The sequence below is a fragment of the Stutzerimonas nosocomialis genome (assembly GCF_005876855.1).
Lineage (GTDB): Bacteria > Pseudomonadota > Gammaproteobacteria > Pseudomonadales > Pseudomonadaceae > Stutzerimonas > Stutzerimonas nosocomialis.
The window spans coordinates 1-23,638 of record NZ_QLAE01000051.1 but is presented as its reverse complement, the minus strand read 5'-3'; the positions used below and the strand labels follow the sequence as shown (position 1 = coordinate 23,638).

Genomic DNA, 23,638 nt, shown 5'->3' with positions numbered 1-23,638 from the left:
CCGACGAGATTCGCTGGGAACATTTTAAAATGCTGCTCCATAGCCAGGCGGGACGCGGAAAGCGCGGTAGGAAAAGTAAGCTGCAGCTTCACTAACGCATAGAGTGGCGCCGATCATCGCTTGGAGATGGTTATGAGACAGGATGAATAAAAGGCCGCAGCTAATCTGCGGCCTTTTTAGTTCTCAACACAACAGGAAAGAAACCGAATTTTCACGCAACTCCGGGCATCGCTTGCGGCGACGGTTGGCACGCCCTATCGCTGAGCACAGTCCACCATCGAAGAACTTGCATCCGCTGCGACGCGAATTCCGTGACAGTCGGCTGCTGCCACACAAATTTCACTTGAGGCGTGGGCGCTTTGGCATCAGACCGGACACCGCTTCATAACGCCACTGTGACAGACACACGGCACGGTCACCCGGCGCATCGACACTCACTAACTGCCGCAAGCCCTACGAGTGACACGGCGAGACTGCAGCACTCGAGTCATGTGACATGGCGGTCGTAAGACAAGTGTGCCGCGGCGATCGGGCTTATGATTGAGGCCGGGGCGGCAGCGCCCGCGAATGGCGCAGCTCACGTCTGTGCACAATCGCCATTTCGGCCAGGCAACGCCTGGCGGCTATGATTTGACAACAAAATTGCGGGGGCATACTTGAAGCAGCGAAGCGTTCCTTCAAGTATGCCCCCGCGCCCCATACTTGAAATCTTCAAGTATGGGGCAGTTGAGCATTTTGGGCGTTTGCAGGTAAGCGAAACGAATGTGGAGCGAGACCAAGCAATAAGACCAAAATGATCAACTGCCTTCGCGAAGCGGCTGCCGTTGTTGTCAAAAAAGCTTTTTCATTTGCCGCAGGTAGATGGCTAGTTTGATTCGATGCTAGGCATGGCTGCTTTACCCAATACGGAAAACGGCAGCACCACAGTTGGCGATCCAGTTCCCCCGCTTCCACTCTCTAGCGAAGCTCGGCGTTGGCCACCTTGCTCCTGTGACTATCCAGCAAGCAGGGTCGCCATTCTTTCCCGAATCTCCGGGTACTCGAGATCCCATTTCTTCATGTAAATGTGCACCGCGCGATGACAGTTCGGGCAGAGCAATGCGAGATCCTCGAACCTGACCGCGTGCTCCGAGGAATAGGTTGATATGGGCACCTTGTGGTGTGCCTCTATGCATTCGACGCCATAGCGCGCCGCGAAGCGTTGACGGCAGATTTCGCACTCCGAGGCGGAGCGTCCCTTCAGCTGCCCGACTATATCTCTGTTCCGTTCGGCCATGAGGTGCGTTACATACCTCAGGCTACCCTCCCGGTAGTCGGCCCCCTCTTCCGAAAGGCTCGCGTCCGATTCAACGATCATGCGATTCCTGACAAGTACTACGAATCGATCGTCAATGGCCGAAACGTCGAACGCCCCTTCGTATGACCAGGAGCTCCCAGCCTCCGTAAAGAGAAGGATCGGATATCGGTACACGGGCTGATGGATCAGAACGGCGTTCGCCTTCTCGGCATGTGAAATGACGCCATCGCGGGCCTTGAATGAATAGTGGTAGGCGGTCTTCTCATTGTCCGACCATCCATCGTCCGCGTATGCCCCCGGTCGCGCCTTCAGGATGACGGCTCGACATGCCGGCAGGGCCCCAACCCAGTTGATTCCCTGCTGCGGCGTGTTTCCGATTTTCAGGTCCTCGCCACTCCAGAAGCTGGAGCCCGCCACCTTCGAATGCTGAATGAGGTCGAAGAGATTGCGCTTCGATACGCAATCTCCGGGGGCCAGTCGAAACAGGTCCAGCGTTCCTTTCAGTTCCATTCTCACCTCTCCTCTCGCCCCACAGCTCGATCTCGGTGCAGGCCGGCAGGCCCACCGTTATTGCTCCGACCTATGTTCAGCCGCCGAGAATCTCCGGTATGCCCTGCTGCAGGGGCGAGTAACCGGCATCCCTCGTTCTGGTCCAGCACTCGGGCTTCTTGGCCCACTCCGAGATCATCCTGCCGCCGGCCCCGCGATGCAGCGCCTCGTTGACCTCGACCGCCCAGTCGGCAATCTGTCGCTGGAGCTGAGGCGATATCGCCTGTTCTTGCCAGACACGCCGAAAGTCGAAGCGGTCTTCGGCCTTCATGGCGAGTATCGAGACCGTATAGGCGGTGATGTTCGCCTGGAACGCGGGGAAAAGCGGACGAATCGCCTTGTGCGCCGCCTTGAACAGAATGGCCTTGGCAATCATCCGCTTGAATTCGTCCTGATCCGGAACCACGTTCTCGCCGGCCAGCTCCCGGTCGGCAAGCGAATCCATGAATGCCTGAAAGTTCTTCTGGCTGCCTAGGCTTACCACATGGGGCTTCTGTTCCCAGGCGAACAGATACTTGGCCAGGTCCGGCTTTGTAAGGCGACGATAGGGGGGAATGGCGGCCTGGAGCTTCCGGCGCTGCGCCGGCGTCGCCGCTTCCTTCTCCAGCATCACCTTGTAGCTGCCAGCAGATCGCTCATAGAACCATCGCCCGACGCCGTCCGGACAGTAGGTCCGCATGGAGATTCGCTCGAGTTCCCGGTGGAACGGCTTGTTCGCGGACAGATCGGACTGTCTTACGACGTTCTGGCTGTTGGCATATCGGGAGATGTTGGCAATCAGCTCCTCGTCATCGGCCTGCCCGTCACGCAGGACGATGATCTTGGCGGGAACGCGGACATTGCTCAGGTCGATATCGGCGTTCTTCTTTTTCGCAAAGTAGATGGATGCGGTGGTCTGGCCTCCGTTGACGATCTGCATGCCCTGCAGCCAGAGAATGCCAACGGATCCGTCGGATGCTCGATCCAGCTGAGCGGCGTCCGCCACGACGACGATCCCGTTGTTGTAGGCCATGAACCGGTCCGGATAATCCCGCAGGGTATCCCGAATTCCCTTGTTGACGCCCTTGCTGCTCACTCCCAGAAACGAACGAACGTTGGCCTCGAGTATCCGGGGACCGTACCTGTCGTACAGGTGACGCAATGCCTCGCCCGGTATGGCCGTCAGCGCATAGTCGTACTCGTCCCCTTCCCCGCCGGGCACCCAGACGCTGGGCAGAGCCGTCCCGCACAGATCGCGGAAGTTCACCACGAGTTCATCGCGCGCCCGGCCCTGCTGCCAGTGGTTGTACAGCCGCTGCAGGTCCATGATCTCCAGCCGGACCTGTTTTCCCTCGACAGCCTGAGGCGCATAGGTTCTTGTTTTCGCAAGCGCATCGGTGATGACGAAGATCCGAATGTCGTCCAGCGACTCGAATATTCGTTCAACCTCGACCACAAGCGGATAGACGTCGTTGGTCTCGTCCAGCTCCCGCGACAGCTTTCCCGAAGCGGAAAACTTCAGAAACTGCAGTCCGAGCCTGGCGGCCCGGCCGACCTCCGCATCAGGGATCTGCTCAAGCGTTTCGGCTCCGCGGTAGAGGCTTACAAACAGATCCAGCCTGTCCGGGTTGCCCCGTTCATCCGTCGTATCGGAAACCGCGTAACCGCTGACCTTTACCTTGCTGTTGCCGATTTTTGCCTCGTAGTGGCACGACGTGGGCTCGAACGTAATGCCCTGGTCGGCCATGTGGGTCATGATGTGAGAGGAAAACACGGCCTCCGCAGGAACGGGAGCCTCGCCGGGAACGAGTTCCTTTGCGACCTCGTCCCGTATGGAGGCCTGCGTATCGAGAAGAAAGTCCAGAAGCTCCATCAGACTGCTCCAAGTTGGGTCAGCACCGCCGCAAGGTTGTCCTTGCCGGCAGGGACGAGACCGAGGTCGAGATCGTAGCTTGCGCGTCGCACGGCTGGCGCCACGTTGCAGGGCGTCAGGCGCGGAAAGTCGCCGTTCACGAGATGAAGTCGAACCTCGATGACGGAGAAGCGTCGGGTATAGCCTTCCGCATGCATGTCCAGATAGCCGACATGGTCCAGCGCCCGCTCGAACAACCTTAGCGCTGTCGGGTCGGGGTCAAGGCGGTTGCGCAACTGCATCACAAGTTCGGGCAGCGAGGCACCGGCGTCATCGTGAGCGAACCGCAACGCACACAGATGCAGCGGGGAACACTGGGCGTCGTCAAGCTGATCCAGTGATGCGATGCGGATTGGGAACCCCTCGGCCGCCAGGGTGGACTTGACTTCGATTGCCCCGCTTCCAAGCCGGAAGTCGTGCAGTCCGTCCAGAGGACCCTTCCAGCCATCCACGGCCGTAAAGAGCGGCAACCCCTCGTCAAGCAGATCCCGCAACACATGGATTTCCCCGACCAGTCCCAGCTCGGCCTCGGCACCCAGCCCCTCCGCCCCCCTGCGCATGAACTCCTGCCAGCCGCGCACACGCCCGAGCAGCCGCTGATACACGACATCCTCGGGAAGGCTTGCGAGAGAAAGGACCAGTCCACAGATGTCGGCCGCGACCGCCGCGAAAAGCTCGAGACTTCCGGCGGGCTGCCGAACAACCGAAAGCCATTGATGCGTCCCTCCCGCCTCGCCCAGTGTCGCGCGCTCCATGCGAAAGCCGCGGCCCTGAGGAAGCTGCGCACTCGGGGCAATTCTGGTCTTCGAGAAGCCAACGAGAACGGCCTCCTCGTTGCCGGGCGAATGCCGGGCGGCCCTGACGCGGCAGCTGCCGCTACCGAGAAGCTCGATCGAATGCCACCCCGGTGTCGACCGGCTGCCCGACAGCGCGCGCCAGACCGCCTCGATTTCGCTACTAGTCGCTGCCGCCATACTGTTGCTCCCAAAGAAGGTTGGTGACGACATAGGGCACTGACTTGCCCTTGCTGCTGGAAGGGAAGCTGATGGCAAATGCAACTATTGGTAGATCCAGATTTCCTGCCCCCGACTTCTCGGGATCCAGCAGCGAGATCAGAAGCAGGCCGCGTTCGGGATGTGGCGGAATGCCTTGGGCGCCGAGCCCCCTGATGCGCCTCAGATACGGCCCGCTCGGGCTATCCGGCAGCGTTCGTCCCCTCGACCGTCCCGGATCGGGCTTCCAGTTTTTTCGAGTCAGCTCGAGCGCTGCCATCCAGCTCGCCTTATCCAGATCCAGTGCCTCGTCCTTTGGCGACAGCAGACGCCCGATCGAATATTTCTCCGGTTCGGACGCATTGTTCTGTCGCTTCATCCTCCTCACCTCCTGCCCTCCGACGACTTCGATCCTCTCCACGCCGCCGCCGACAACCGCTACCGTCCACTCGGTGAGCTCGCCGGCACGGCTCATTTCATCGACGAAGTCGGCCAGCAGATCGCTTCGTACCTTCCGGGAATCCGGATGGGTCTCGTAGGAACGGAGGAACTCCATTACCGGCTGCGCGGATGCGCCGCGCCAGCAGGCACCGCTCCAGCTGTCGGTCCTGCCGTCCCGGTCCTGGTCGGGAATTGCCCCTGCCGCCCCGAGGGTGGCCTCGAGTGTCCGGAACGCTGCCAGATTGCGCTCCACCTTCTCGCGATCCGTGAAGAAGGCCACCGTTTCCACCACCTCGCCGCTGAACGAAAGGTATAGCGTCCTGGCCGTGCGCATCTTCAGCGGAGACGTCACCATCAGCACCGGGTGCGACTTGACCTTCAGCCCGTAGTCGCGGGGCGTCAGTCCGCTTTCGATCATGTAGTCGAACTCGGCCCTGAGTTCCTCGGCTGCATCCGCGATGTGCTCGAACCACTCCACCAGGTCGTCCGTGGTGTACAGCCGGCACAGGTCCAGATAGCCGGGCCGATAGCCAAACCAGCGGCCCATCTGCATCAGCGTGTCGTACATCTTCGATGCGCGAAGGAAGTAGCTCACGCAGAGCCCCTCTAGGGTAAGCCCCCGTGCCAGCTTGTCTCCGCCAATGGCTATTACCTTCAGCCCCGTAGGGCTGTCCGCATAGTCGAGGGCATCCTTGGCAGTTCCGTTGATCATCCGGACATCGATCTGCTCGAGCACATCGGCCAGGATTGCCTCGATCGCCGTCCAGTCGTCCGCCGAGTGATGAATGTCCAGACCGCTCTGCCCTGCGATGGCGGCAGTAGTGGAAACGAAATCCCTGTTCCAGAGGTCGCGAAGGGCGCTCAGGCACTTCTCATGGTCGATCCGGCGCCTCAGCCGCTGCCTGAGATGCAGTACATAGTCGCCCACCTGCCTGTGGACGTGCTGCTGAACCAGGTTGAAGCGCGTGACGTGGATGAGCATCGAGCTGTGCTCGCCGCCCTGCCCTCGAAGCTGTCGAATGGCGCACGAGAGGATAAAGGCGTTGATGGCTTCCTGCAGCGAATCGGGTATCCGGTCGCAACCGTCAATCGCGGGTACGTACGTGCTCTTGTGGCTCACCGGCATCCATCCGGATTTTCCGTCCTTTGAGCACTGGTCGCTTACGCATCGAACGAGATCGAGCGCACCGGAACGGCCCTCTTCGCTGGCCAGCCCGAAGACGCGGGACGGTCCGACATAGTTCGAGGGCGCAGCGAGATTGGTAATGAAAGCCGCCGGAAACAGATCGGGGCCTTCCTTCACCGTCTCGCCATGCTCATGGATGTAGATGTTTGCGAACGGCGTAGCCGTATAGCCGACGTAGGCCTTGCGGGAAAAGGAATGAAGAATCTGGCGTATGAGACTGTTGATGGCGGTCGGCTGGTGATCCAGATCCGGAGCCCCGTTCTCGTCGACCACGTTTTCGCCCGTATCAACCGATGCGTGGTCCGCCTCGTCGTCGACTATCAGAAGGGGCAGATGGGTAACGAGCGGCCGGCCGGTTTCCGGGTCCGTGCTCTCGGCCACGTGCCTGTGAATCCAGGCCAGCAGCCGGGTCAGGACCGTCTTGTTCTTCTTGACGACGAACAGCCACGGCTTCTGTTCGGGGGAGATGCCGAGATTCTTCACGAACTTGGTATTGAAGTCGCCCGTCTCGGAGCGATTGGTCACGTATTGTGGGCGCAGCGCGGCGGACGAATCGATCTTTCCGACCCCAATGGCGACATTGCCGGCCCCCTCCACCGGGCTGCTCTCGTAGCCGAGAAAGCCCTCGTCCAGCCGCATCTGCGTCTGGGCCCTCAGGTTGTTGTGCAGACCTGCAAGAACGATGATGATCTTGTAGCCGGCATCGGCAGCCTTGCAGATGAGCCCGGTATAGCTGCCGGTCTTGCCCGACTGGACGTGACCAACCACCATGCCCCTGCGATCCCAGTGGCCGTCACGGCACGGGTCCTCCAGTTTCGAAAGGATGCTGTCGGTGCTCCGATCGAGCTTCTCGGCAATCTCCCAGGACAGCTTCTGCTCCTGCCACTCCCGGTACCGTCGCCAGTAGCGCCAGTCGGCCTTTCGCTCGGGGGTCAGCCACGGAATGTGACCAACCGTATCGACAAGCGAGGAATCGTCCCCGACCCAGATGCTGAACCGTCGGATCAGCTCCTCGGTCACCGCCGCGCGATCGAGGCCGGCGCCCCATTGCGGCATCAGCGCCAGGACCATGTCGATCTTCCCGGAAATCAGCGTCGGGGTGATTGTCGACTTGTCCGCCACCCCGGCGAGCATTTCCTGGACAAACTTCACCACGCTCCATTTGTTGTCGTCGGACATTGCGTACTACTCCTTCAGACTGTCTGGCAGCCCATCGATCAGTGCGGGGAAGGCATGGAACGGCTCGGTCGACCTCAGTAGCTCGCGGGCCGCTGCCGGGGAGTACCCCTTTCGCTCGATCATGTTGCGGTACATGACCAGCAGCACCTCGCGCGCTTCGTCGGGCGGACTCTGGTCGAAGCCCGTACGGGGGGTGTCACGGTTTTCGGCCGTGTCGATCCAGATTCGCTGTACCGGCACGGACTCCTCGATCACGCGCAGCATGGCACGAACCATCGGAAGAAGCGGCCCCGCCTCGTCGAGTACGGCCCTGACGGCCGGATGCTCCGGATCGATCCGATAGCGCATTCCGCCCGCCAGCCTTTCGACCTTCCAGGCCTCCACCACCTGCCTGTTGCCGATCAGCGTCGGCCGCCCCCGATGTGCAAACGCCCTGCGCGCTCTCGAGCGGGTCGCCTCTGCCAGACCGGTCAGCCACTGGCGCAGATACACCGGCGGCCTCGCCGTCGACTTGCGAATGTCGATCTTCCAGGCCGCGTCTGCCGAATTCGGAATGTCCAGACGTATTCTGGCGAGCCGATGGGCCTCATCCTTGGTCCAGGCGCGACCGGTACCAAGTCCCAGCCAGCTGCCCGCGACCAGAAGCCGCTCATTGCGATAGACGTAGAAGCCCTGCTGCGCGGTCCACCCTTCCGGACCGGCAAGACGCTCGAAGGCCTCCGGCGCAAGCATGTCCTTGTGCGGCAGCACATGGCATTCCGCCTCAATGCCGCTAAGACTCGGATGCCTGAAAACCGGGGGGTTGTACGGTTTCCCGGGATGGTCGGTCATGAACGGATCCCATGGCCTGACGGGAGCCCCGTTCAGAAGGATCTTCAGCCTCGGTCGACTTCCCTCCAGGAAACGGTGAAACACCATGCCGAGATGCTGTTCGACCCGATCCGCAAGGTCGAGAAAATCCTGCACGGTCGTTCCGGGCGTGACTATCCGATCCAGATCCTCCCATAGCACCAGCGTTCCGCTCGTAACGCCGGAAAGGCTCTCCAGAAAGCCTTCCGAACCCGGGTGGGGACCTTCGAGCAGATGCCAGCCGTCATCGGTACTGCTTGCCAGGTAATCCAGATCCCAGCGAAGCGACTGGAGTCCGTCGGCCCCCATCGTCGCAACCGTCAGGCGTCGGCACTGGGAAAACGATGCGGTCTTGAGACCTAGGCCGAAGCGGCCGAGATCGCTCTCCGCCCTTTCCTCGAGCGGACTGCGCTCACCCAGTCTCATTGCGCGATCCAGCTGGGCGGCGGACATTCCCGAGCCGTTGTCGAGGCACAGGATGCGGCTGTCCCGCTCGGCCCAGACGAAATCGATTCGAACTTCCGTCGCGCCGGCAGCAATACTGTTGTCGATAATGTCGGCGAGCGCGGTCTGGGTGTTGTAACCGAGGCCGCGCAACGCCTCGATCATCGCGCTAGCCCTGGGCGGCGCACTTCGACTCTTGAAGGTGGAATGCAAGGCTGGATTCCCTGTCTGCATGTAATTCGGCGCCGATCGCGCGCGCCTTCCCGGCACCGATGATGCGTGCGACCACGTCGGCTATCTGGTGCGCCAGAAGCGGCGGCACCGCATTGCCTACCTGATGAAACTGCTGCGTGCGGTTCCCGAGGAAGAAGTAGTTGTCCGGAAACGTCTGAAGCCTGGCGGCCTCGCGAACCGTGAGGCTTCTGCACTGCCGGGGATCGTAATGGATGAAGTAGTGACCGTCCTTTGCGATGTGGCTGGTAATCGTGGTCGACGGATAACCCTTTCGCTGAACACGGAAACGGTCGCTGAACTTTCCACTTTTCCAGTTCTTGTGATCGGGCTCGAGACCGGGAAGGTCGAAGTCGCGATGGCCCTTGGGCGAATACTGGTAGGTTTCGGCAAACGCCGCCGCGTAGACATAACGCCGCAGGTCCGAACTCATGTGGCCCCGGGCCTCGTGATTCAGCCAGTAGCGCAACCGCTCGTCTCCCAGCCACCCGTCGAGCCGGGTTCCGGTAACGCCGTCATAATCCCCCCGCTTGAGAACGCGAAGCGCACCGCTGGACATCGAGTTCGAGGAGTAGGTGTCTGCAAGTATACCGAGCATCGATGCGAGCCTTACCCGCTCGGGCATCTCGGAAAACCGCAATCGACATTCGCGATGCAGCTCGCGGAGATGTTCCCGGATCACCGCAGCCCAGGCGTCCGGCGAGTCCTTCAGACGCGTCAGCGTGCTTCTGAGTGGCGGGAGCCGTCCGATTACCTGTTCGATTGACGGACCGGCCGCCGGCTCGAGCTGATGGTCGCCGAGCGCGCCGACGTACTCCTCGGAAACGCCAAGCAGGATCACCCGATGTCGCGCCTGCGGAACGCCGTACTCCTCTGCCCGAATGATGAAGTTCTCCGGCTCGATGCTGTCGGCATCGGCACCATTCTCGTACACGTAGTCCGCTACCAGCGAACAGATCCGGTACTTGGGCCCGCTGGTGCTCAATCCCAGCGCGGCTTCCGGATCCGACAGGTCCTCGAGGATCTTGGGGAAGATCCGCTCTCCCGCCACGCGGGACGAGAGAATGCCTTTCACGTTCTCCATTACGAAGACCGCCGGTCGCTTGCTCTGAATGATCCGGAGATACTCAAGGTACAGAAAATGGCGCCGGTCATCCTCTGCCCGGTAGTCGAGCTTGCCGCGGTTTCTTGCGCGGCCGACAATCGAGTACGCCTGACACGGCGGGCCCCCGATCAGAACCCAGGGCTTGGTTTCATCCAGTCTCGCCTCCAGCATCCTGTCAAGCCTGGCATTGCCCTCCTCCGTGCCGAGCTCGAGCTGCTGGGCCTCATGATCCGCCTGCATCCAGGCATCGCGCGATCTCGCCGTATAGGGGTGACTCGCGCTTGCGGTTTCGCAGAAGTCGTAATAGTCGCCCAGAGCCTCCGGCTTGTCGCGCCGGAGCAGACGGTAGAATGCCCGCAGACGCAGCGTCGACCGGGCGGAGGCCTCCATCTCGGCGGAAACCCTGATCTCGAAGGTTTCACCGCTGCCATGCGAAGAAAAGCCTTCCCCGAGACCGCCGGGGCCGGCAAAGAGATCTACAACCTGAATGGGTGGAGTACGGCTCATGAAACCACGCTGTATCGAAATGGGGCGAAATGGACATAGTTGATCCCGCCCGCAGGTCGCGCATGATGGCGACCATACGGGGGAAGGACACGAAGCCCGAAATGCTGGTGCGCAGGTTTCTGCATGCCCACGGATTCCGATTCCGGCTTCATCGCGCGGACCTTCCCGGAAAGCCGGACATTGTACTGCCTCGGCTGAGGACCTGTATATTTGTACACGGCTGCTTCTGGCACCGGCATGCGGGGTGTCGATACGCAGTCCTTCCGAAGACCCGCCCCGAGTTCTGGGCGGCCAAGCTCGAAGGCAACGCGGCGAGGGACCGACACGCCGTTGCGGCGCTGCGCGCGGCCGGCTGGAGGGTAATCGTCGTTTGGGAGTGCGACCTGCGGAAACCCGAGACCGCGCTGCCCGAACTGCTGCAGGCGCTGAAGGCCGCATCCCCGAACGAATGACGCATGTTCATTCCGGCACATGTCATGAGGGCGCTCCGTCCAGTGCGTCGAGCACATCGCTGGTCCATGGGTGACACTCCCATCCGCCGGCGGAGCCCCTTTTTACGTAGTGGCCGAGACTGCCGGCTAGAAGACGGTTGATTTCCGCGAGCGGGTGGCCAAGCACCTGCTGTGCATGGGACGCATGGTCCCCGGGGTTGTCCGAAAAGTACCTCAGCAGATCCAGCGCCACCGGGCCGAGCCTCGCGGTTCTCTCCAGGAGTCTTCTTTCGCTTTCCGATCCGCTCTCGGCCGCCGGGGTGCCGGACGGTTCCTGCGGCCATGACGCGTCGCCCGTATCGTCGAAGCCCGGTATGGCCTCTCCCGACTCGAGCGCGATGTGGCGGCCGATGTCCGCCTGCATCTGCTGCGCAGCCCGTCTGAGTGCCGTGTCGTCAACCTCCGGTTTCACCGGGTCCTCGGCCGCCGCCCATAGCCAGTCGGAAACCTCCGGCGGAGCTTCCGCAGCCGCGTCCGGGATGGAAGCTGCCGAAGGGACCGCAGGCTTCTCGGGCCTGCCGGTACGCTCCATGAAAAGCAGCTGAAGCTGGAGAAGCCTGCGCAGGCGCGTCGAGTCGTGCTTCTCGCTTAGAAAGTCGACCAGCAGCTCCCGCGCCTGCCGTTCGAGGCGCAACGATGCCAGGGAGCAGATTGCCTGCACGACGCCCCGGGGCAGAGATGCCCTGAAGCGCGTTTCCAGCAGAGCGTTGCAGTGTTCGATCCGCTCGGGAAGCGGCTGCGGCAGAAGACGCTCCACAAGCTGCGCCCATTCGTGCTGGTGCGCATCATGCCCGGAATGACCCTCGTCCAAATCGATGCAGCCGTCCACGACCGGCCACAGGCGCTCCCGATAGGAAACGACCGGACTACCCGATTCCATTCGTACGGAGCTGGCAATGCGATCGATCACCCTGCCCCGCGACATCACCTTGACCGTCAATCCCATTGCCCTGCCACTTCGAATACCCGGACCAACACTTTCAAGAATGGCATTTTGACATACCGCACCCGCCGAGAGCCCCGTTCTCCGGCACTTCGTCACCGGTACCCGTTGGACGGCAGACGACCTGCCTGGTCGCCGCCTAGGTACGGAATGCCGTACCCCCACCGGCCAGAAGCTCCTTAAGCGCGCTAGGGTGCCGGGTCGCCTACTCGAGAATATATGAAACTGAGAGGCTTCTGCTCGACTTCCTCCGGGCCAGTCCAGAGGCACTACCGTAACTAGCGCGACAGAAGAGAGGTAAATACGCGGGTCCATTAGACAAGCCCCGCGAAAGCATGAGCGGTTGCTATCCAGAGAGCACCGCTACGAGCAAACGAGCGTGACCGTAGACGAGCCGGTGCAGACTCGTATGAAGCTCCTCTCGGTGGCAATCCAGGCCTCCGAAACGGAAGTGCGATCTGTTTGTTTTACTGAATCGTCTGGAGAAAAATTTACGATGGCTCTGATGTCATCGCAGGGCGCCTGACCTATCCTTTGCCCTCAAAATCAAGGAGCTGAATTGGTATGCGCACCCAGATAATCATTGAAGATCATGTTGTTCCTCAGCTTTTGACATCTGCGATTGAAGCCTATGAAATGGAACATCGCACGCATGCCAAGGGTCCGGGCAAAACCAATCTTGAGACTTTTGGACTGCTCTGGGGCTATGCACTACCTGCGCGCGAGAACGGCGTTCCACCTAGGTTGGTGGCAGTAACCGCTACGGTGGAAACCTCCGCACTCCGTCACACTGACTGGGTACATCCGTCGGCTGAATCAATTCGCAGTAAGCGAGAATTTTTTACCGAATACTGGCCTCAACTTGAACTGATAGGCACCTTTCATTCGCATCCCTATGACAGCCTGGACAAGGTGAATGAGGTTCGTGGGTGGCGCGCATCAGAAGGCGACATTGAATACTGGCCAGACCTTCATGATTTGGTTTGCCCCGAAATGGACCAGATGGCGCACCTGACGATTACAATCACGGGTTTAAGCCGCAGGGGGAATGCCATACCTGATCGTTTGGCAGGTAATGAATTCAACGCTGGCTATGTCTTTAATGCTGACACTCGTAAGTTTTGGATCAAGGGCCACACCAGCGAACGGATGGAAGATCACAGCCTTGAAGTTTTCACTGACGACGAGGTACTTCTTGAAATACCCAGTCTAAGCCAGCGCTTCCGAGATAGCGTACTGCGCAAGTAATCGCGCTGAGGGGGCTGGATGACCAAGCCCTCTTTCATGCTAAAACCCAGGTCTTGAGCCTAAAACGTGACCACGCACCAACCGCCTTCATCATCCGGATCCCACAATTTGGCCTGCTCAAAATGCAGGTAGGCTCTCCATCCTTTGACGTCGCCAAACGGCATATCATAGCCCTCATACAATACTTTGACATGGGGCCCACAGTGCTTTGCCATGAACACGGCCAAGTGTTCAAAAGATACTTTTGACAGTTTGGAGCTGGATGTCATGTAGCAGGACTTACCGTTGTCAAAAATGTCACAGTCCCTGACTCCCGACCATAATGTTGCGGGCTCCTGATCTGGGTTACGCTCAATCTACTCACTGGCAAACCGGCGAATGAGTTCATGCCAGTTACCATAGGGGCCCTCGATGCCCCACATATGAATGACGAAAAGCTGCGCTCACGACGCATTTCGTCGCAAGCATAATTCACCATTGGTGCTCATTGTATTTAGGGGATGCACCATGGATCGCCTCATAAAGGAAAACCTCGAATCTCTTCTGCAGGAAACCTCGAACACCAAGCGCCTGGGTCGTCGAATTATCAGCCTGGCCGGCTTTCTAAGCCCTTCTGAACCACCGGAGCATCTGCAAGAGCAACTGAGCAATCTGTCGCGCCTGCTGATCCAGCAAGATGCATTTGATGCCTTGCTTGAACCCGTCACGCTGATCTCCAGAGCGGGGCTGACTCACACGCTGGATGCTCACGCCATGCGCGCAATGCTCGCCAGTCTGGAAGAGGCGCGTAAGCAAATCTCGGCGCTGGAGGATATCAACTACGCCCAACTTATCAGCTGGTTGGTCAGCTTGGCCGTAGGCCGCAAAATCATTCGCCTCAAATCAGCAGAGTGAGGCCATGGGATGTCGCAAGCAGAGACCGAACACCCGCTGTACTGGACACGCTTAAGCGTTATGGACTTCTGTACATTTACAGAGGCCATGCAGACGAGCTTCTCCCCGGATTACCCAGTGCCTTGCCTAGGGGAAAGTGACTTAAACTTTGTCATTAGTGCACCGCTGGGTTACTGCCGGCCAGCGAATGGCGCGCTTGCGACGCTTTATTTCGACAATGCCAACACATCGCGCACGCTGCCAGATAATAGCTATCAGATCATATGCACCAGGCAACTTAGTCCGTCTGAATTCATGCTGTGGGCAGAGCAAGCTATTGCCATGATTCGCGCAACCTTAATGCATGCGGGCCTAGCCTGCATCGACATTACGGACCTGCTCAGCGTTCTGAAAGCCTGTGAAAGCCGAAAGCTAGTTTTGGAAATCATCCCTTATGAGGATTGTCGGCAAGTGCCATGGGCACAACTACAGCGCTTCCGTTTCAACCAATGTTTCGCCGCGCTTTTTGCGGGTGACGAATTATCCCTGCAGATGTACTCAGAGCTGGGTGGCGCACTAGAGAAAATCAATGAGCATTTAGACAACCTGAAATTAGCTGCCACCTTCCACTCGCACCCTCTTCCAGCGTTGATGCTCTTGGGAGAGTTAGAAGCTTAAAGTCATCGCAAGCCAGCAAACCCTGCGCGCAAAGCATGCGACACATTACGTCGCACCCCTCACTCACAATGCCTCCACACTCTCTGGAGGGACTTAAGATGCCGAAAGCCGCTCGCAAATCTGGCCCACATAACCAGGACACATGCCCGCTTGCTCTGAGGTGGATGTTTAAGCTGATGATTGATTGCGGCGGCCATCGGGATTTCATCAATCACGGTTGCTTCAGTGATGACGATGTCGCTCGCGAGCTTGGGATCTACTGGCTGGTAGACGCTGCTGAGAGTGGTGAAGAAGATGAGGACGACTCCCCTTTCCCCGGGATTCTACCTGGTAGAGCTAGACACTCGAACCTCGCCAGAAAATCCAGCTTTCAGGAGCGATCACTGGCTGAGCTGCGCAAAGAGCGCAAGCTCTTCGACAAAGCGTTTCCTTCCCCTGAACTACCAGACAACCTTCAGGCGAATCTGACAAAACTTGCACAGCTGATTGGCCTGGATGAAATCGAGCAAAAGCTGATCAGTTTCTGCTCGGTGATGAATACAGACACCCTGCTGGATGACTGTTGCAATGAACTCGGTCACATCGGCTTTAACCGCCTTATCCGAGTGCTGAGCACATTGTTGGACATCCCGCAGAATGAGCTGCGCTTACGTCTTTCAGCAGAAGGCCGCCTGGTGCAGTCAGGGTTGCTTGAGGCCCACCTGCGCAGCGGCGTGCGCAATCACATGTCGGACCTCTTGGACTTTAACAACAAGGATCTACTGTTCTCCGTTCGTCATCACCAAGGTAGCGCTATTGGGCTGTTCCAAAGTGCATTTCGCCCTGCCCCCGAAAGCAAGCTGGAAGCCAAAGATTTTATTCACCTCGACACCCCACTCAACATCACTCGCCCTTATCTGCAGCAAGTACTCGACGCGAAAAAAGTCGGGGCTAACATCCTTATCTACGGCCCACCCGGCACCGGCAAGAGCCAGATCACACGCCTGCTTGCCAGCGAGTTGCAGGCTGAACTATTTGAAATTGCCTGCACAGATAACAGTGGTGATCCGATTGATCGGCGCGGACGCCTATGCGCCTTAAGGTCGGCCATGTGCGTACTCAGCCAGAAAAAGACGCTGTTGGTACTGGATGAGATCGAGGATCTGTTCAGTGGCAGCAATGAGTTGGCCATGTTTATGGGAGGCCAAGAACGGCAAAAAGGTTGGACTAACCGCATGCTTGAGGAGAATCCAATCCCCTGCTTCTGGCTGACCAACAACATCAGGGCCTTGGATAATGCCTACATCCGGCGTTTCGACCTTGTGCTCAAGTTGGAAAATCCACCTCGGCTTCAGCGTGAAGGCATTATCCGCAACGCCAGTGACAACCGCCTGACTCAGTCGCTAGTCGAAAAGCTCGCTGATCACGAACAGCTGATGCCCGCCATCATTACGCGGGCCATGGACGTTGCAAACAGCCAGGCTCAAGACGCATCTGCGACCTTGGACACGACAGTCGAATTTCTGGTCAACGCCACACTGCAGGCCCAAGGGTTTGCGCGCCTAGGGCAGAATCGTATGCAGGCATTGCCTGAGTTCTACAGCCCAAACCTGGCCAATACCAATATGCCTCTCGACCAACTGCTTACTGGGTTGCGCAATCATGGTGAGGCGCGCCTGTGCTTTTATGGCCCACCGGGCACAGGTAAGACTGCGTTTGGTCATTGGTTGGCGAATCAACTTGGTAAGCCGCTTCTGACTCGTCGGGCATCCGACCTCATCTCGCCTTACGTCGGCATGACCGAGCAGAACTTCGCCCGAGCATTTGAGCAGGCCACCGATGATGATGCTGTCTTGCTTCTCGATGAAGTTGACAGTTTCCTGCAAGACCGTCGAAAGGCACGCCACAGCTGGGAAGTAAGCGCGGTAAACGAAATGCTGACGCAGATGGAGAGCTATCGCGGGCTATTTATAGCTTCCACGAACCTCATGGAAAACCTCGACGAGGCCTCACTGCGACGCTTTGATTTAAAAATCAATTTCGACTACCTCGGCACTGAACAGATCACCAACCTGCTTCGACAGTACCTGCGGCAAATGGGCCTCAAAAAGCCAGACAGCCTCAAGCTCGCGCGACTACTTCGGCAAAGCTGCCTGACCCCAGGTGACTTTGCACTGATCGCACGACGTGCACGCTTCCAACCATTCACCAATGCCGATCAGGTGGTTGATGCGTTACTGGCCGAAAGCAGCTTAAAAACCGCCACGACCATGAGAGCGATTGGTTTTGCTGAGTGGTAGAACGTTGCCCCAAGGTCATCTTCAAACACCCAACAAAGCAGATCGGTTAAGCGGCAAGGCAGGAGTGCGAAATGGTTGATGCAGCGGCGGGAACATCCGAAGCCTATAACGCCGTTGATTTCGAAGGCGCTGCAGAGCGGTTGCTGGGGAAGAGATATCAAATTTTAAAAGAGCTGGAGGCGACACCTGCGCAAATCTGCAGCGCATTTAGTGAAGCGTTTTTTAGCGGGGAGCTGGGCGAGAACGACGAAAACCAAAACGACATCAGCTTGATGCTGACGGCCTCAACAGAATTTTTCCTAGGGGCCGGCCAGCAGCTCATCTCGGATTCACAGCCGCAGACGATGCCGCGACCTAAATTAGAGCTGGCTGATTTGCTGCGCAGTGACACCCCTCCAGATCGCGCTGATTTTTGTGTGGGCCCACCGCCCCAACGTTGATTGAAGCGATTGGGCACATCATGATGCTGGCATGCAGCCGATTTTATGGATGAACGCCGTGCCATCAGCCACCAGTCGCAGCACACTGACCCGCCAATGGGAACTGCTCAAGCTGCTGCCACCCAAGGGTCCGGGTATCACAACGCTTGAGTTGCAAAGCCTACTCAGTGACGCAGGGCACCCGACCACCAAGCGCACCATCGAACGTGACCTCGTCGAGCTTTCCAGGCTTTTCCCACTGCAATGCAACAGCAAAGGCATGCCCTACGGCTGGCACTGGATGCCCGGCAAAAGTGCCGAGCTTCCTGGCATCTCACTTAGCGAAGCTCTTACCTTGCGACTGGTGGAAGACAGCATCAGGCCATTGATTCCGACCTTTATGCTTAAAACACTAGAGCCGCGCTTCAACCTGGCCCGGCAAAAGCTGGAAGCCATGAGCGAAGAAAATCCTTCAGCTCGTTGGCTGGACAAGGTGGCAAGCGTACAGCCAGAACTCTCCCAGACCCCTCCCGATATCAAAGCCGACCTCTTGGAAATTATTCAGCAAGCATTGATGAACGACATCCAGCTCAGCTGCCGCTACTACTCAGCCCACAAAAATCAGTTCCACAACTTCACACTTAACCCCTTGGGTCTTGTACAGCGAGCACACACCACCTACCTCATTGCCACCGCCGAACCCTTCGACGACATCCGCCAGTTCGTTGTTCACCGTTTCGAAGAAGCGCGCCTGCTCGCAAGTGCCAGCTGCAAACCCGACGGATTTAATTTGCAGGACTATGTCGATAGCGGCGCCATGCAGTTTGGTACACACGAGAAGATTCAGCTTGAAGCCTGGGTGAGCGAAAGCCTTGCCCGCCTTCTGCAAGAAGCCCCCATTTCACATGACATGCTGCTGGTTGCAGAGGATGACGGCTCAAAACTGACCGCTACGGTGAATGACAGCTGGGAGCTGAAGTGGTGGGTGTTATCTCACGCAGGGGCTATTCAGGTTCATAAGCCACAAGGGCTGCGAGATGAGATCACTCAGCGGTCGCGGGCTGCTCTGGAGCTGCATGAGCGCTAGAGGACTTTAGCCGGGTTGTCCGCTGAAATGACCGTAAGCGCTCCACCTTGATATTCAGCTCGACCAGGGCGGCCAGACCGTTGATGGATTTGCGAAAGCCGACGGGCTTGGGATAGAGGTAGACCTTCTGCACCTTGGCGTCGGGACGCATCATGACGGGGCTCCACTGGGGAAAACAGGGAGCCCAGCATCCGGAAACGGATAGCTCAGTTGAAGGTGTGGTTATGGAGCGCTTACAAATGACCAGACCAATAGACGAATCACATCACCTCAGCCGTCAGCGACCTCAGACCTACGACCCAAGTCTCGCTTATCGCTGAGAGCTAGAGCGACCCCACGCATTCGCGCAGGCACCGTTTTTCTCACCTTGGATAGATCAGCATCACTTGCGGGCTTAACCTTAACCGCTTCTGCTCGACCAAGTCTTTTATCTCCGTACCGGCTAATCGAATCGGTAGCTTGGTGCCCCATGACGTATGCCATCTCAATCTCAGAAAAACCTGAGGCTTTCAGATTCGCTCCAAATTGATGACGAAGCGTGTACATGCTCGGCACTTTTCTTCTACCGAATAGCTCAGTGGCCACTTGATTAAGTGCAACGCGTATTGAATCCATACTGCGGGGCTGACATTTAAAAGCAGCGAGAGCGTTTCTCAAGATTTTACAGACGCCATCGTCAGCCTCAAGCGTTCGGCTAGCGCCGCGTAAACCGTTGTGGCTAAGCTTTGCACCGGATATATGGATGCGCCGGTCATCGATGGAAATTCCGTTAAGCTCGCATGGTCGCGCTCCGGTGAGAGATATCACCATTAAAGCTCCCGCTTCGACAGGCATATCTCGTTCAGCCAGACACCGTAGCCAGGCCTCAAAATCAGGGGTAGAAAGCTTTTGCGGACGTCGCTGCTTTTTCTTTCGCGGCAGATTCAACACAGTGACCGGATTGAGCGTCCGATTGATTTCTTGGGCAGCCCAGAAATTGCCTCGATGCTTTTGATCAAACGCCAAAGCGTTACGTAAGCGCCGGTAATAATCGGGACGGTAATCGGGGGCAGCTCGTAGCAAAGCACCAATAATATTGAGCTCATCAAGCTCAACGCCCTGCATTCGAGTCGCATAGAAGTTACTGGCCAAACTGATGTAGGCTCTTTGAGTCTCTGCATTCATGCTATTCTTCTTCTTATTATTTACGCGACACATGTCACACAATCAATTATTGCAAATACGAAAACAAAAAAACAACAACCAGAACATTATTTTTATATAACCCCAAAGCCAAATTTTGCAAAGGTGCAAAAACTCTATTCTTTCTATATCACATTCCGGACTTTGGTTCGTTGGCCAAGGACGCACCATGGTACCTGATCCTACAAGACGACCCGCCGGGAGCAGCACATAGACCGACTGGATAGCGCTGAGCATGAGCGGGTGCTTCCACTCTTTCAGCCGATTTACATTTTTAAATGCCAGAACCAAGTGGAGTAATTTTCAATGCGCTCACAGCCTGGGTCGGCGACGGACCAGCGCGATCGCTTACCGAGACACCACTGCCCACGACATACGCCTTGTGCTACTTCTAAATTATGGAATCTTGGGCCGGACACCTCTACGAGATAGCCAGGCCGAACGGCCTTCGGGGCATTAACCGAGAGCTGTATAAAAATACAGTATAGCCTATTGCCTTTTTTACGCGGAGGAACTTAGACTATGGACAGAACAACAACCTGAGGGAAAAAACATGTCCATCCTAATTCTCAACTGCGAGCGTGACGAATACGGCGGTCAATATCTAGTAGTAAGCATTCACGGTGTGGAACACTGCGTATCACTTGATGATGACTATCCGGAGCAAATCCCAGATTCAGATGATATAGTCCACCGCATTAATGCAGATGACTTCAATGAGCTTTCAAAGAAGGTACGCTCCTACGTGCGCAAGCACAACATCGCCCCCATTCATTCACTCGATGACGTTAGGCTGCTTGCGATGCGGCTCGGCGATATGAAAGCAAAGACCTACGAAATCGACGGAGAAGGTCTTGGCGTCACGCTCCGTGACTGTAACGTAGATAAAGGTGTACGCACCCTAGCTCGTAAATTTCAGAGTACATATCAGGCACATCGCTGGCTGACCGAGCAACTGGATATTTTAGGTTTGAATGCGTCACGGTAAGCGTGCAAGCGCTAATGTCCCGCCATTGCATTCCTAATCAAAAGCCGCATGCAACCGCAGGCGCGCTATAGATAAAGACGTTTAATCGACTAAATTGACTTCAATGCGACTCGGTTAGACGTTGGCTTTATTGTAGTCACCTGATTAACTTGAAGGTTGCTCACTTCAAACTTTTACTGTCTCGGTAGCCTTTCGTTTACCAATGCCCGGCAACCGACGCACGCTTTATAGATTGAACCAACAGAGGCGCATGGATCTGGTTCATCTACAGCCGACGAATACATTCCGCAGCATTCAACATACTAAGATCGTTCAAAAAATTAGAGTAGCGCTTAGCGAGCTTAGAGGACGTGGCGAAGAAGAAAAACTTACGCCGTTTGATCAACTCAGGGTGGGCTAAGCCTCTCTTCAGCCCGCCCCGTCGTCAGCCCATCGTGGTCTAAAGGCAACTAGCGAAATACTCATTTCCACCGCTCCTAAGGCTTTCATATGCCGGGGGTTTAGCCCTACATTAGCGCTCGCAATCATCCGGAAAAAACCCTTGCCTGCTTGGTTTTTTTCAATCCAGAGTTTTCATAACGACATCTCGATACCAGGCATTACCTCACCCGGGGCGTATAACAAATGAGATATTTTCTTTAAATCGTCCATACCGTCTCTCTATCTGAACCATAGATGTCTAGAGGCAGAATCTGGGCAAAACTTTCCTACCTTGACAAAACTACCAAGTATGAAAAGCTTGCTTCCCAATGAGCGTCAGTTCTGACTTTTGATATATGGCCTGAGTCTAAAAGGCGAACAGCGCAACCCCATCAACCTCCATTATTAAACTAAGTACTTTATTCATCAATGCAAGCCTATGGCGTCGCCCCACTACGCTCAGTATTGGACAAAAAACAGCAACCTGAAACCAATGCAATAAAATAATCCAGCCCCAACGACCGCCCGTCAAGCACTTTTAGAAAAGAAAAAGCCAATCACTGACCATCGGTATTTGCAATACGTATATATTGACAAGGATTGCCAGAACTCATGCACCAGAAGAGCAAGAAGATAACCCTTATCGGACTTACCCTGGGCGCGGTCAATGACTATTTGAGATCAAGACATATCTCCACGGACGATGCGAGGCTGATCCAACCGGCTCGGAGTCTTCTTTTCGAATTTTGAAATTTCGCACCGTTGGTAATCACCACAAGCGAGGCGCGTCGGTGACGCGGAAGGGTACCGCGACTCCTCGCGACTGCTTAAATTGCAAACGAAAGCGGATGATCTGAGTAATTTGTAGCGAGGGGCAGGTTCGAGAAAGTCTGCGTACGCTGAGATCTGCTCACTAACACCTAGCTACCCATCTAGTACACGCACGAAGCGCGCCACGCGTCGAGCTGTACGGCGAGGCCACAAAATGATGAAAATTATGGCTCAGCAATAATTATGGCTGAGCCATAATTTCATATAACCGCAGCGTCACGGAAAAACCGCAATTATTTACAGCCTGCAATTGACCATGACAGCTGCCCCTCCAACGAGGGGATAGACTAAGTAGGTTAGCTAACTCGGGGCTGTGGAGATGATCGAGGATCGCGCCAATGAGCTGTTCATCAGCGCCGCTAGCAGCTGGAAAATCGGCCAAAAACGCGATGAGCAAAGCCAGCTATCAGTTCGATTCAGGAGTACTAAGAAGGTCTCTTCTGGACGGCGACTACAAGGAGCTGTCCATGACCAGCCGACACGCCATTAAGGCTGCGGCCTCGCCTCTCCTTCACAGCGCCCATTTGATCGGATGCTCATTGGACAAGCAGCTTCGGAAGGCTTCATCCTAGTAACCAATAATCATGCTATAGCGAAGTATTCGGGGCCAATCAAGCACGTCGGTTGAATGCGCCAGCCTTCGATACCCTGTCGTGACGGGATGTCTAATGACCATACAAGCCGTCATTTTTGATGCTTTCGGGACACTGATAAAGATTCAAGATGGGTCGCATCCGTACCGACAGTTGATGAAGATCGGAAAGGCGCATGGGCGGCGCCCCCGCCCGGACGACGCGTCTTTCCTGATGAAATCTGCGATAACGTTGACGCAAGCCGCAGCGCATTTGGGGATCACTGCAAGCCCTGAACAATTGAGCACTCTGGAAACTGTCCTGGCAGAAGAGATCGCAGCCGTTGAGGCATATCCTGACGGGCTCGAAGCGGTGAAACTGCTCCAAGAGCAAGGCATTCGAATCGGTGTTTGCTCGAATTTGGCTTTCCCGTACCGGCAAGCCGTCCTGCGTTGCTACCCCATGCTAGACGCATATGCATTTAGCTGTGATTTAGGCGTAATGAAGCCCGAACCCACCATCTACAGTTGGATTTGCGATCAGCTTGGGGCGTCCCCGACCGCATCGTGGATGATCGGTGACTCCCAACGTTGCGACCGAGATGGGCCAACGGCAGTAGGCATCCGAGGCTTTTTTGTTGACCGAAACAGCACCAACGGTGACTGCCCTGAATTGGTTACGTTCGCTCGTAAGGTATTGGCAACCGCGCCTTGAGCGAGCGATGTCAGCCCCATCCATTTTCGCACTTCGTGATTGAAACCTGGAATCACACCAAGCAATCCTGCTCCATGAACCTCGAACCGCAGTCAAGATAAGACCGTAAATTGAGTTGAGGTGATTATGATCGGATCAAACGCCGCCCCCTGGCGGATACCGTGCTAGCCACCTTAGAGCCAGAGGCAAAGGAATATAGAGAGCTGGACGGCAACGGCCTTTATCTTCGGGTGAAGCCGGAG

19 protein-coding genes are annotated in these 23,638 nt (G+C 56.9%); 10 read left to right on the top strand and 9 right to left on the bottom strand.

All coding sequences use genetic code 11. From position 1 onward, the window contains the following. Positions 1-994: 994 nt before the first annotated feature. From DN824_RS20975 to DN824_RS20950, 6 genes are all read right to left on the bottom strand, one after another. Complete coding sequence (locus DN824_RS20975) at positions 995-1,807, bottom strand: HNH endonuclease (RefSeq protein ID WP_008570874.1); 813 nt, start codon at positions 1,805-1,807, stop codon at positions 995-997. Between the two features lie 76 nt (positions 1,808-1,883). Continuing rightward, on the bottom strand, positions 1,884-3,698 hold the full coding sequence (locus DN824_RS20970) for an AIPR family protein (RefSeq protein ID WP_138410287.1): 1,815 nt from the start codon (positions 3,696-3,698) through the stop codon (positions 1,884-1,886). Continuing rightward, complete coding sequence (locus DN824_RS20965; RefSeq protein WP_009868073.1) at positions 3,698-4,711, bottom strand: PD-(D/E)XK motif protein; 1,014 nt, start codon at positions 4,709-4,711, stop codon at positions 3,698-3,700. Before DN824_RS20965 ends, DN824_RS20970 begins: the two co-directional genes overlap by 1 nt. After that, positions 4,695-7,535, bottom strand: coding sequence for a Z1 domain-containing protein (locus tag DN824_RS20960; protein ID WP_009868072.1), 2,841 nt, complete (start codon positions 7,533-7,535; stop codon positions 4,695-4,697). Before DN824_RS20960 ends, DN824_RS20965 begins: the two co-directional genes overlap by 17 nt. Positions 7,536-7,541: 6 nt before the next feature. Then, positions 7,542-8,993 (bottom strand): ATP-binding protein, encoded by a 1,452-nt coding sequence (locus tag DN824_RS20955; RefSeq protein WP_009868071.1) that lies wholly within the window; start codon positions 8,991-8,993, stop codon positions 7,542-7,544. Between the two features lie 4 nt (positions 8,994-8,997). Next, complete coding sequence (locus DN824_RS20950) at positions 8,998-10,671, bottom strand: DNA cytosine methyltransferase (protein ID WP_138410286.1); 1,674 nt, start codon at positions 10,669-10,671, stop codon at positions 8,998-9,000. A gap of 29 nt (positions 10,672-10,700) precedes the next feature. On the opposite strand from DN824_RS20950, the gene DN824_RS20945 reads away from it, so the two are divergent. Then, positions 10,701-11,123 carry a very short patch repair endonuclease gene (locus DN824_RS20945; protein ID WP_009868068.1) on the top strand — a complete coding sequence of 141 codons (423 nt, stop codon included), beginning with the start codon at positions 10,701-10,703 and terminating at the stop codon, positions 11,121-11,123. A 22-nt stretch (positions 11,124-11,145) separates the two neighbouring features. Here the strand turns inward: DN824_RS20945 and DN824_RS20940 are convergent, their stop codons facing one another. Beyond that, positions 11,146-12,108, bottom strand: coding sequence for a hypothetical protein (locus DN824_RS20940; RefSeq protein ID WP_009868067.1), 963 nt, complete (start codon positions 12,106-12,108; stop codon positions 11,146-11,148). A 561-nt stretch (positions 12,109-12,669) separates the two neighbouring features. On the opposite strand from DN824_RS20940, the gene DN824_RS20935 reads away from it, so the two are divergent. The 6 genes from DN824_RS20935 (at position 12,670) to DN824_RS20905 (ending at position 18,689) form a co-directional block, all read left to right on the top strand. Next, positions 12,670-13,353, top strand: coding sequence for a hypothetical protein (locus DN824_RS20935; RefSeq protein WP_009868065.1), 684 nt, complete (start codon positions 12,670-12,672; stop codon positions 13,351-13,353). Between the two features lie 507 nt (positions 13,354-13,860). After that, positions 13,861-14,247, top strand: coding sequence for a hypothetical protein (locus DN824_RS20925; protein ID WP_009868062.1), 387 nt, complete (start codon positions 13,861-13,863; stop codon positions 14,245-14,247). A gap of 9 nt (positions 14,248-14,256) precedes the next feature. Then, positions 14,257-14,904, top strand: a complete 648-nt coding sequence (locus tag DN824_RS20920) for a hypothetical protein (RefSeq protein WP_009868060.1) — start codon at positions 14,257-14,259, stop codon at positions 14,902-14,904. Positions 14,905-15,068: 164 nt separating this feature from the next. Beyond that, a complete protein-coding gene (locus DN824_RS20915) occupies positions 15,069-17,183 on the top strand; it encodes an AAA family ATPase (RefSeq protein ID WP_009868058.1) in 2,115 nt (704 codons plus the stop codon). A 71-nt stretch (positions 17,184-17,254) separates the two neighbouring features. Continuing rightward, entirely contained in the window at positions 17,255-17,623 is a 369-nt protein-coding gene (locus tag DN824_RS20910; RefSeq protein WP_138410285.1) for a hypothetical protein, read from the top strand. 31 nt (positions 17,624-17,654) lie between these two features. Continuing rightward, a complete protein-coding gene (locus DN824_RS20905) occupies positions 17,655-18,689 on the top strand; it encodes a helix-turn-helix transcriptional regulator (protein WP_090523282.1) in 1,035 nt (344 codons plus the stop codon). On the opposite strand, the gene DN824_RS22780 is transcribed toward DN824_RS20905, so the two are convergent. Beyond that, on the bottom strand, positions 18,646-18,843 hold the full coding sequence (locus DN824_RS22780) for a hypothetical protein (protein ID WP_011914486.1): 198 nt from the start codon (positions 18,841-18,843) through the stop codon (positions 18,646-18,648). The two genes, DN824_RS20905 and DN824_RS22780, sit on opposite strands and share 44 nt — an antisense overlap. Before the next feature lie 116 nt (positions 18,844-18,959). Further along, positions 18,960-19,853 (bottom strand): site-specific integrase, encoded by an 894-nt coding sequence (locus DN824_RS20895; RefSeq protein ID WP_138410284.1) that lies wholly within the window; start codon positions 19,851-19,853, stop codon positions 18,960-18,962. Between the two features lie 571 nt (positions 19,854-20,424). Between DN824_RS20895 and DN824_RS20890 the strand changes: the two genes are divergently transcribed. From DN824_RS20890 to DN824_RS22775, 3 genes are all read left to right on the top strand, one after another. Next, positions 20,425-20,859 carry a hypothetical protein gene (locus tag DN824_RS20890; RefSeq protein ID WP_138410283.1) on the top strand — a complete coding sequence of 145 codons (435 nt, stop codon included), beginning with the start codon at positions 20,425-20,427 and terminating at the stop codon, positions 20,857-20,859. A 1,919-nt stretch (positions 20,860-22,778) separates the two neighbouring features. Beyond that, complete coding sequence (locus DN824_RS20880) at positions 22,779-23,396, top strand: HAD family hydrolase (RefSeq protein ID WP_020306044.1); 618 nt, start codon at positions 22,779-22,781, stop codon at positions 23,394-23,396. A gap of 134 nt (positions 23,397-23,530) precedes the next feature. Then, positions 23,531-23,638: Arm DNA-binding domain-containing protein (locus DN824_RS22775; RefSeq protein WP_138410288.1), on the top strand; the 108-nt coding region annotated here is incomplete at its 3' end.

What these genes read in the sequence shown, in the direction of transcription:
- DN824_RS20975 (WP_008570874.1), bottom strand. Translation starts at nt 1,807, where the DNA reads ATGGAACTGAAAGGAACGCTGGACCTGTTTCGACTGGCCCCCGGAGAT.
- DN824_RS20970 (WP_138410287.1), bottom strand. Translation starts at nt 3,698, where the DNA reads ATGGAGCTTCTGGACTTTCTTCTCGATACGCAGGCCTCCATACGGGAC.
- DN824_RS20965 (WP_009868073.1), bottom strand. Translation starts at nt 4,711, where the DNA reads ATGGCGGCAGCGACTAGTAGCGAAATCGAGGCGGTCTGGCGCGCGCTG.
- DN824_RS20960 (WP_009868072.1), bottom strand. Translation starts at nt 7,535, where the DNA reads ATGTCCGACGACAACAAATGGAGCGTGGTGAAGTTTGTCCAGGAAATG.
- DN824_RS20955 (WP_009868071.1), bottom strand. Translation starts at nt 8,993, where the DNA reads ATGATCGAGGCGTTGCGCGGCCTCGGTTACAACACCCAGACCGCGCTC.
- DN824_RS20950 (WP_138410286.1), bottom strand. Translation starts at nt 10,671, where the DNA reads ATGAGCCGTACTCCACCCATTCAGGTTGTAGATCTCTTTGCCGGCCCC.
- DN824_RS20945 (WP_009868068.1), top strand. Translation starts at nt 10,701, where the DNA reads ATGGACATAGTTGATCCCGCCCGCAGGTCGCGCATGATGGCGACCATA.
- DN824_RS20940 (WP_009868067.1), bottom strand. Translation starts at nt 12,108, where the DNA reads ATGGGATTGACGGTCAAGGTGATGTCGCGGGGCAGGGTGATCGATCGC.
- DN824_RS20935 (WP_009868065.1), top strand. Translation starts at nt 12,670, where the DNA reads ATGCGCACCCAGATAATCATTGAAGATCATGTTGTTCCTCAGCTTTTG.
- DN824_RS20925 (WP_009868062.1), top strand. Translation starts at nt 13,861, where the DNA reads ATGGATCGCCTCATAAAGGAAAACCTCGAATCTCTTCTGCAGGAAACC.
- DN824_RS20920 (WP_009868060.1), top strand. Translation starts at nt 14,257, where the DNA reads ATGTCGCAAGCAGAGACCGAACACCCGCTGTACTGGACACGCTTAAGC.
- DN824_RS20915 (WP_009868058.1), top strand. Translation starts at nt 15,069, where the DNA reads ATGTTTAAGCTGATGATTGATTGCGGCGGCCATCGGGATTTCATCAAT.
- DN824_RS20910 (WP_138410285.1), top strand. Translation starts at nt 17,255, where the DNA reads ATGGTTGATGCAGCGGCGGGAACATCCGAAGCCTATAACGCCGTTGAT.
- DN824_RS20905 (WP_090523282.1), top strand. Translation starts at nt 17,655, where the DNA reads ATGCAGCCGATTTTATGGATGAACGCCGTGCCATCAGCCACCAGTCGC.
- DN824_RS22780 (WP_011914486.1), bottom strand. Translation starts at nt 18,843, where the DNA reads ATGATGCGTCCCGACGCCAAGGTGCAGAAGGTCTACCTCTATCCCAAG.
- DN824_RS20895 (WP_138410284.1), bottom strand. Translation starts at nt 19,853, where the DNA reads ATGAATGCAGAGACTCAAAGAGCCTACATCAGTTTGGCCAGTAACTTC.
- DN824_RS20890 (WP_138410283.1), top strand. Translation starts at nt 20,425, where the DNA reads ATGTCCATCCTAATTCTCAACTGCGAGCGTGACGAATACGGCGGTCAA.
- DN824_RS20880 (WP_020306044.1), top strand. Translation starts at nt 22,779, where the DNA reads ATGACCATACAAGCCGTCATTTTTGATGCTTTCGGGACACTGATAAAG.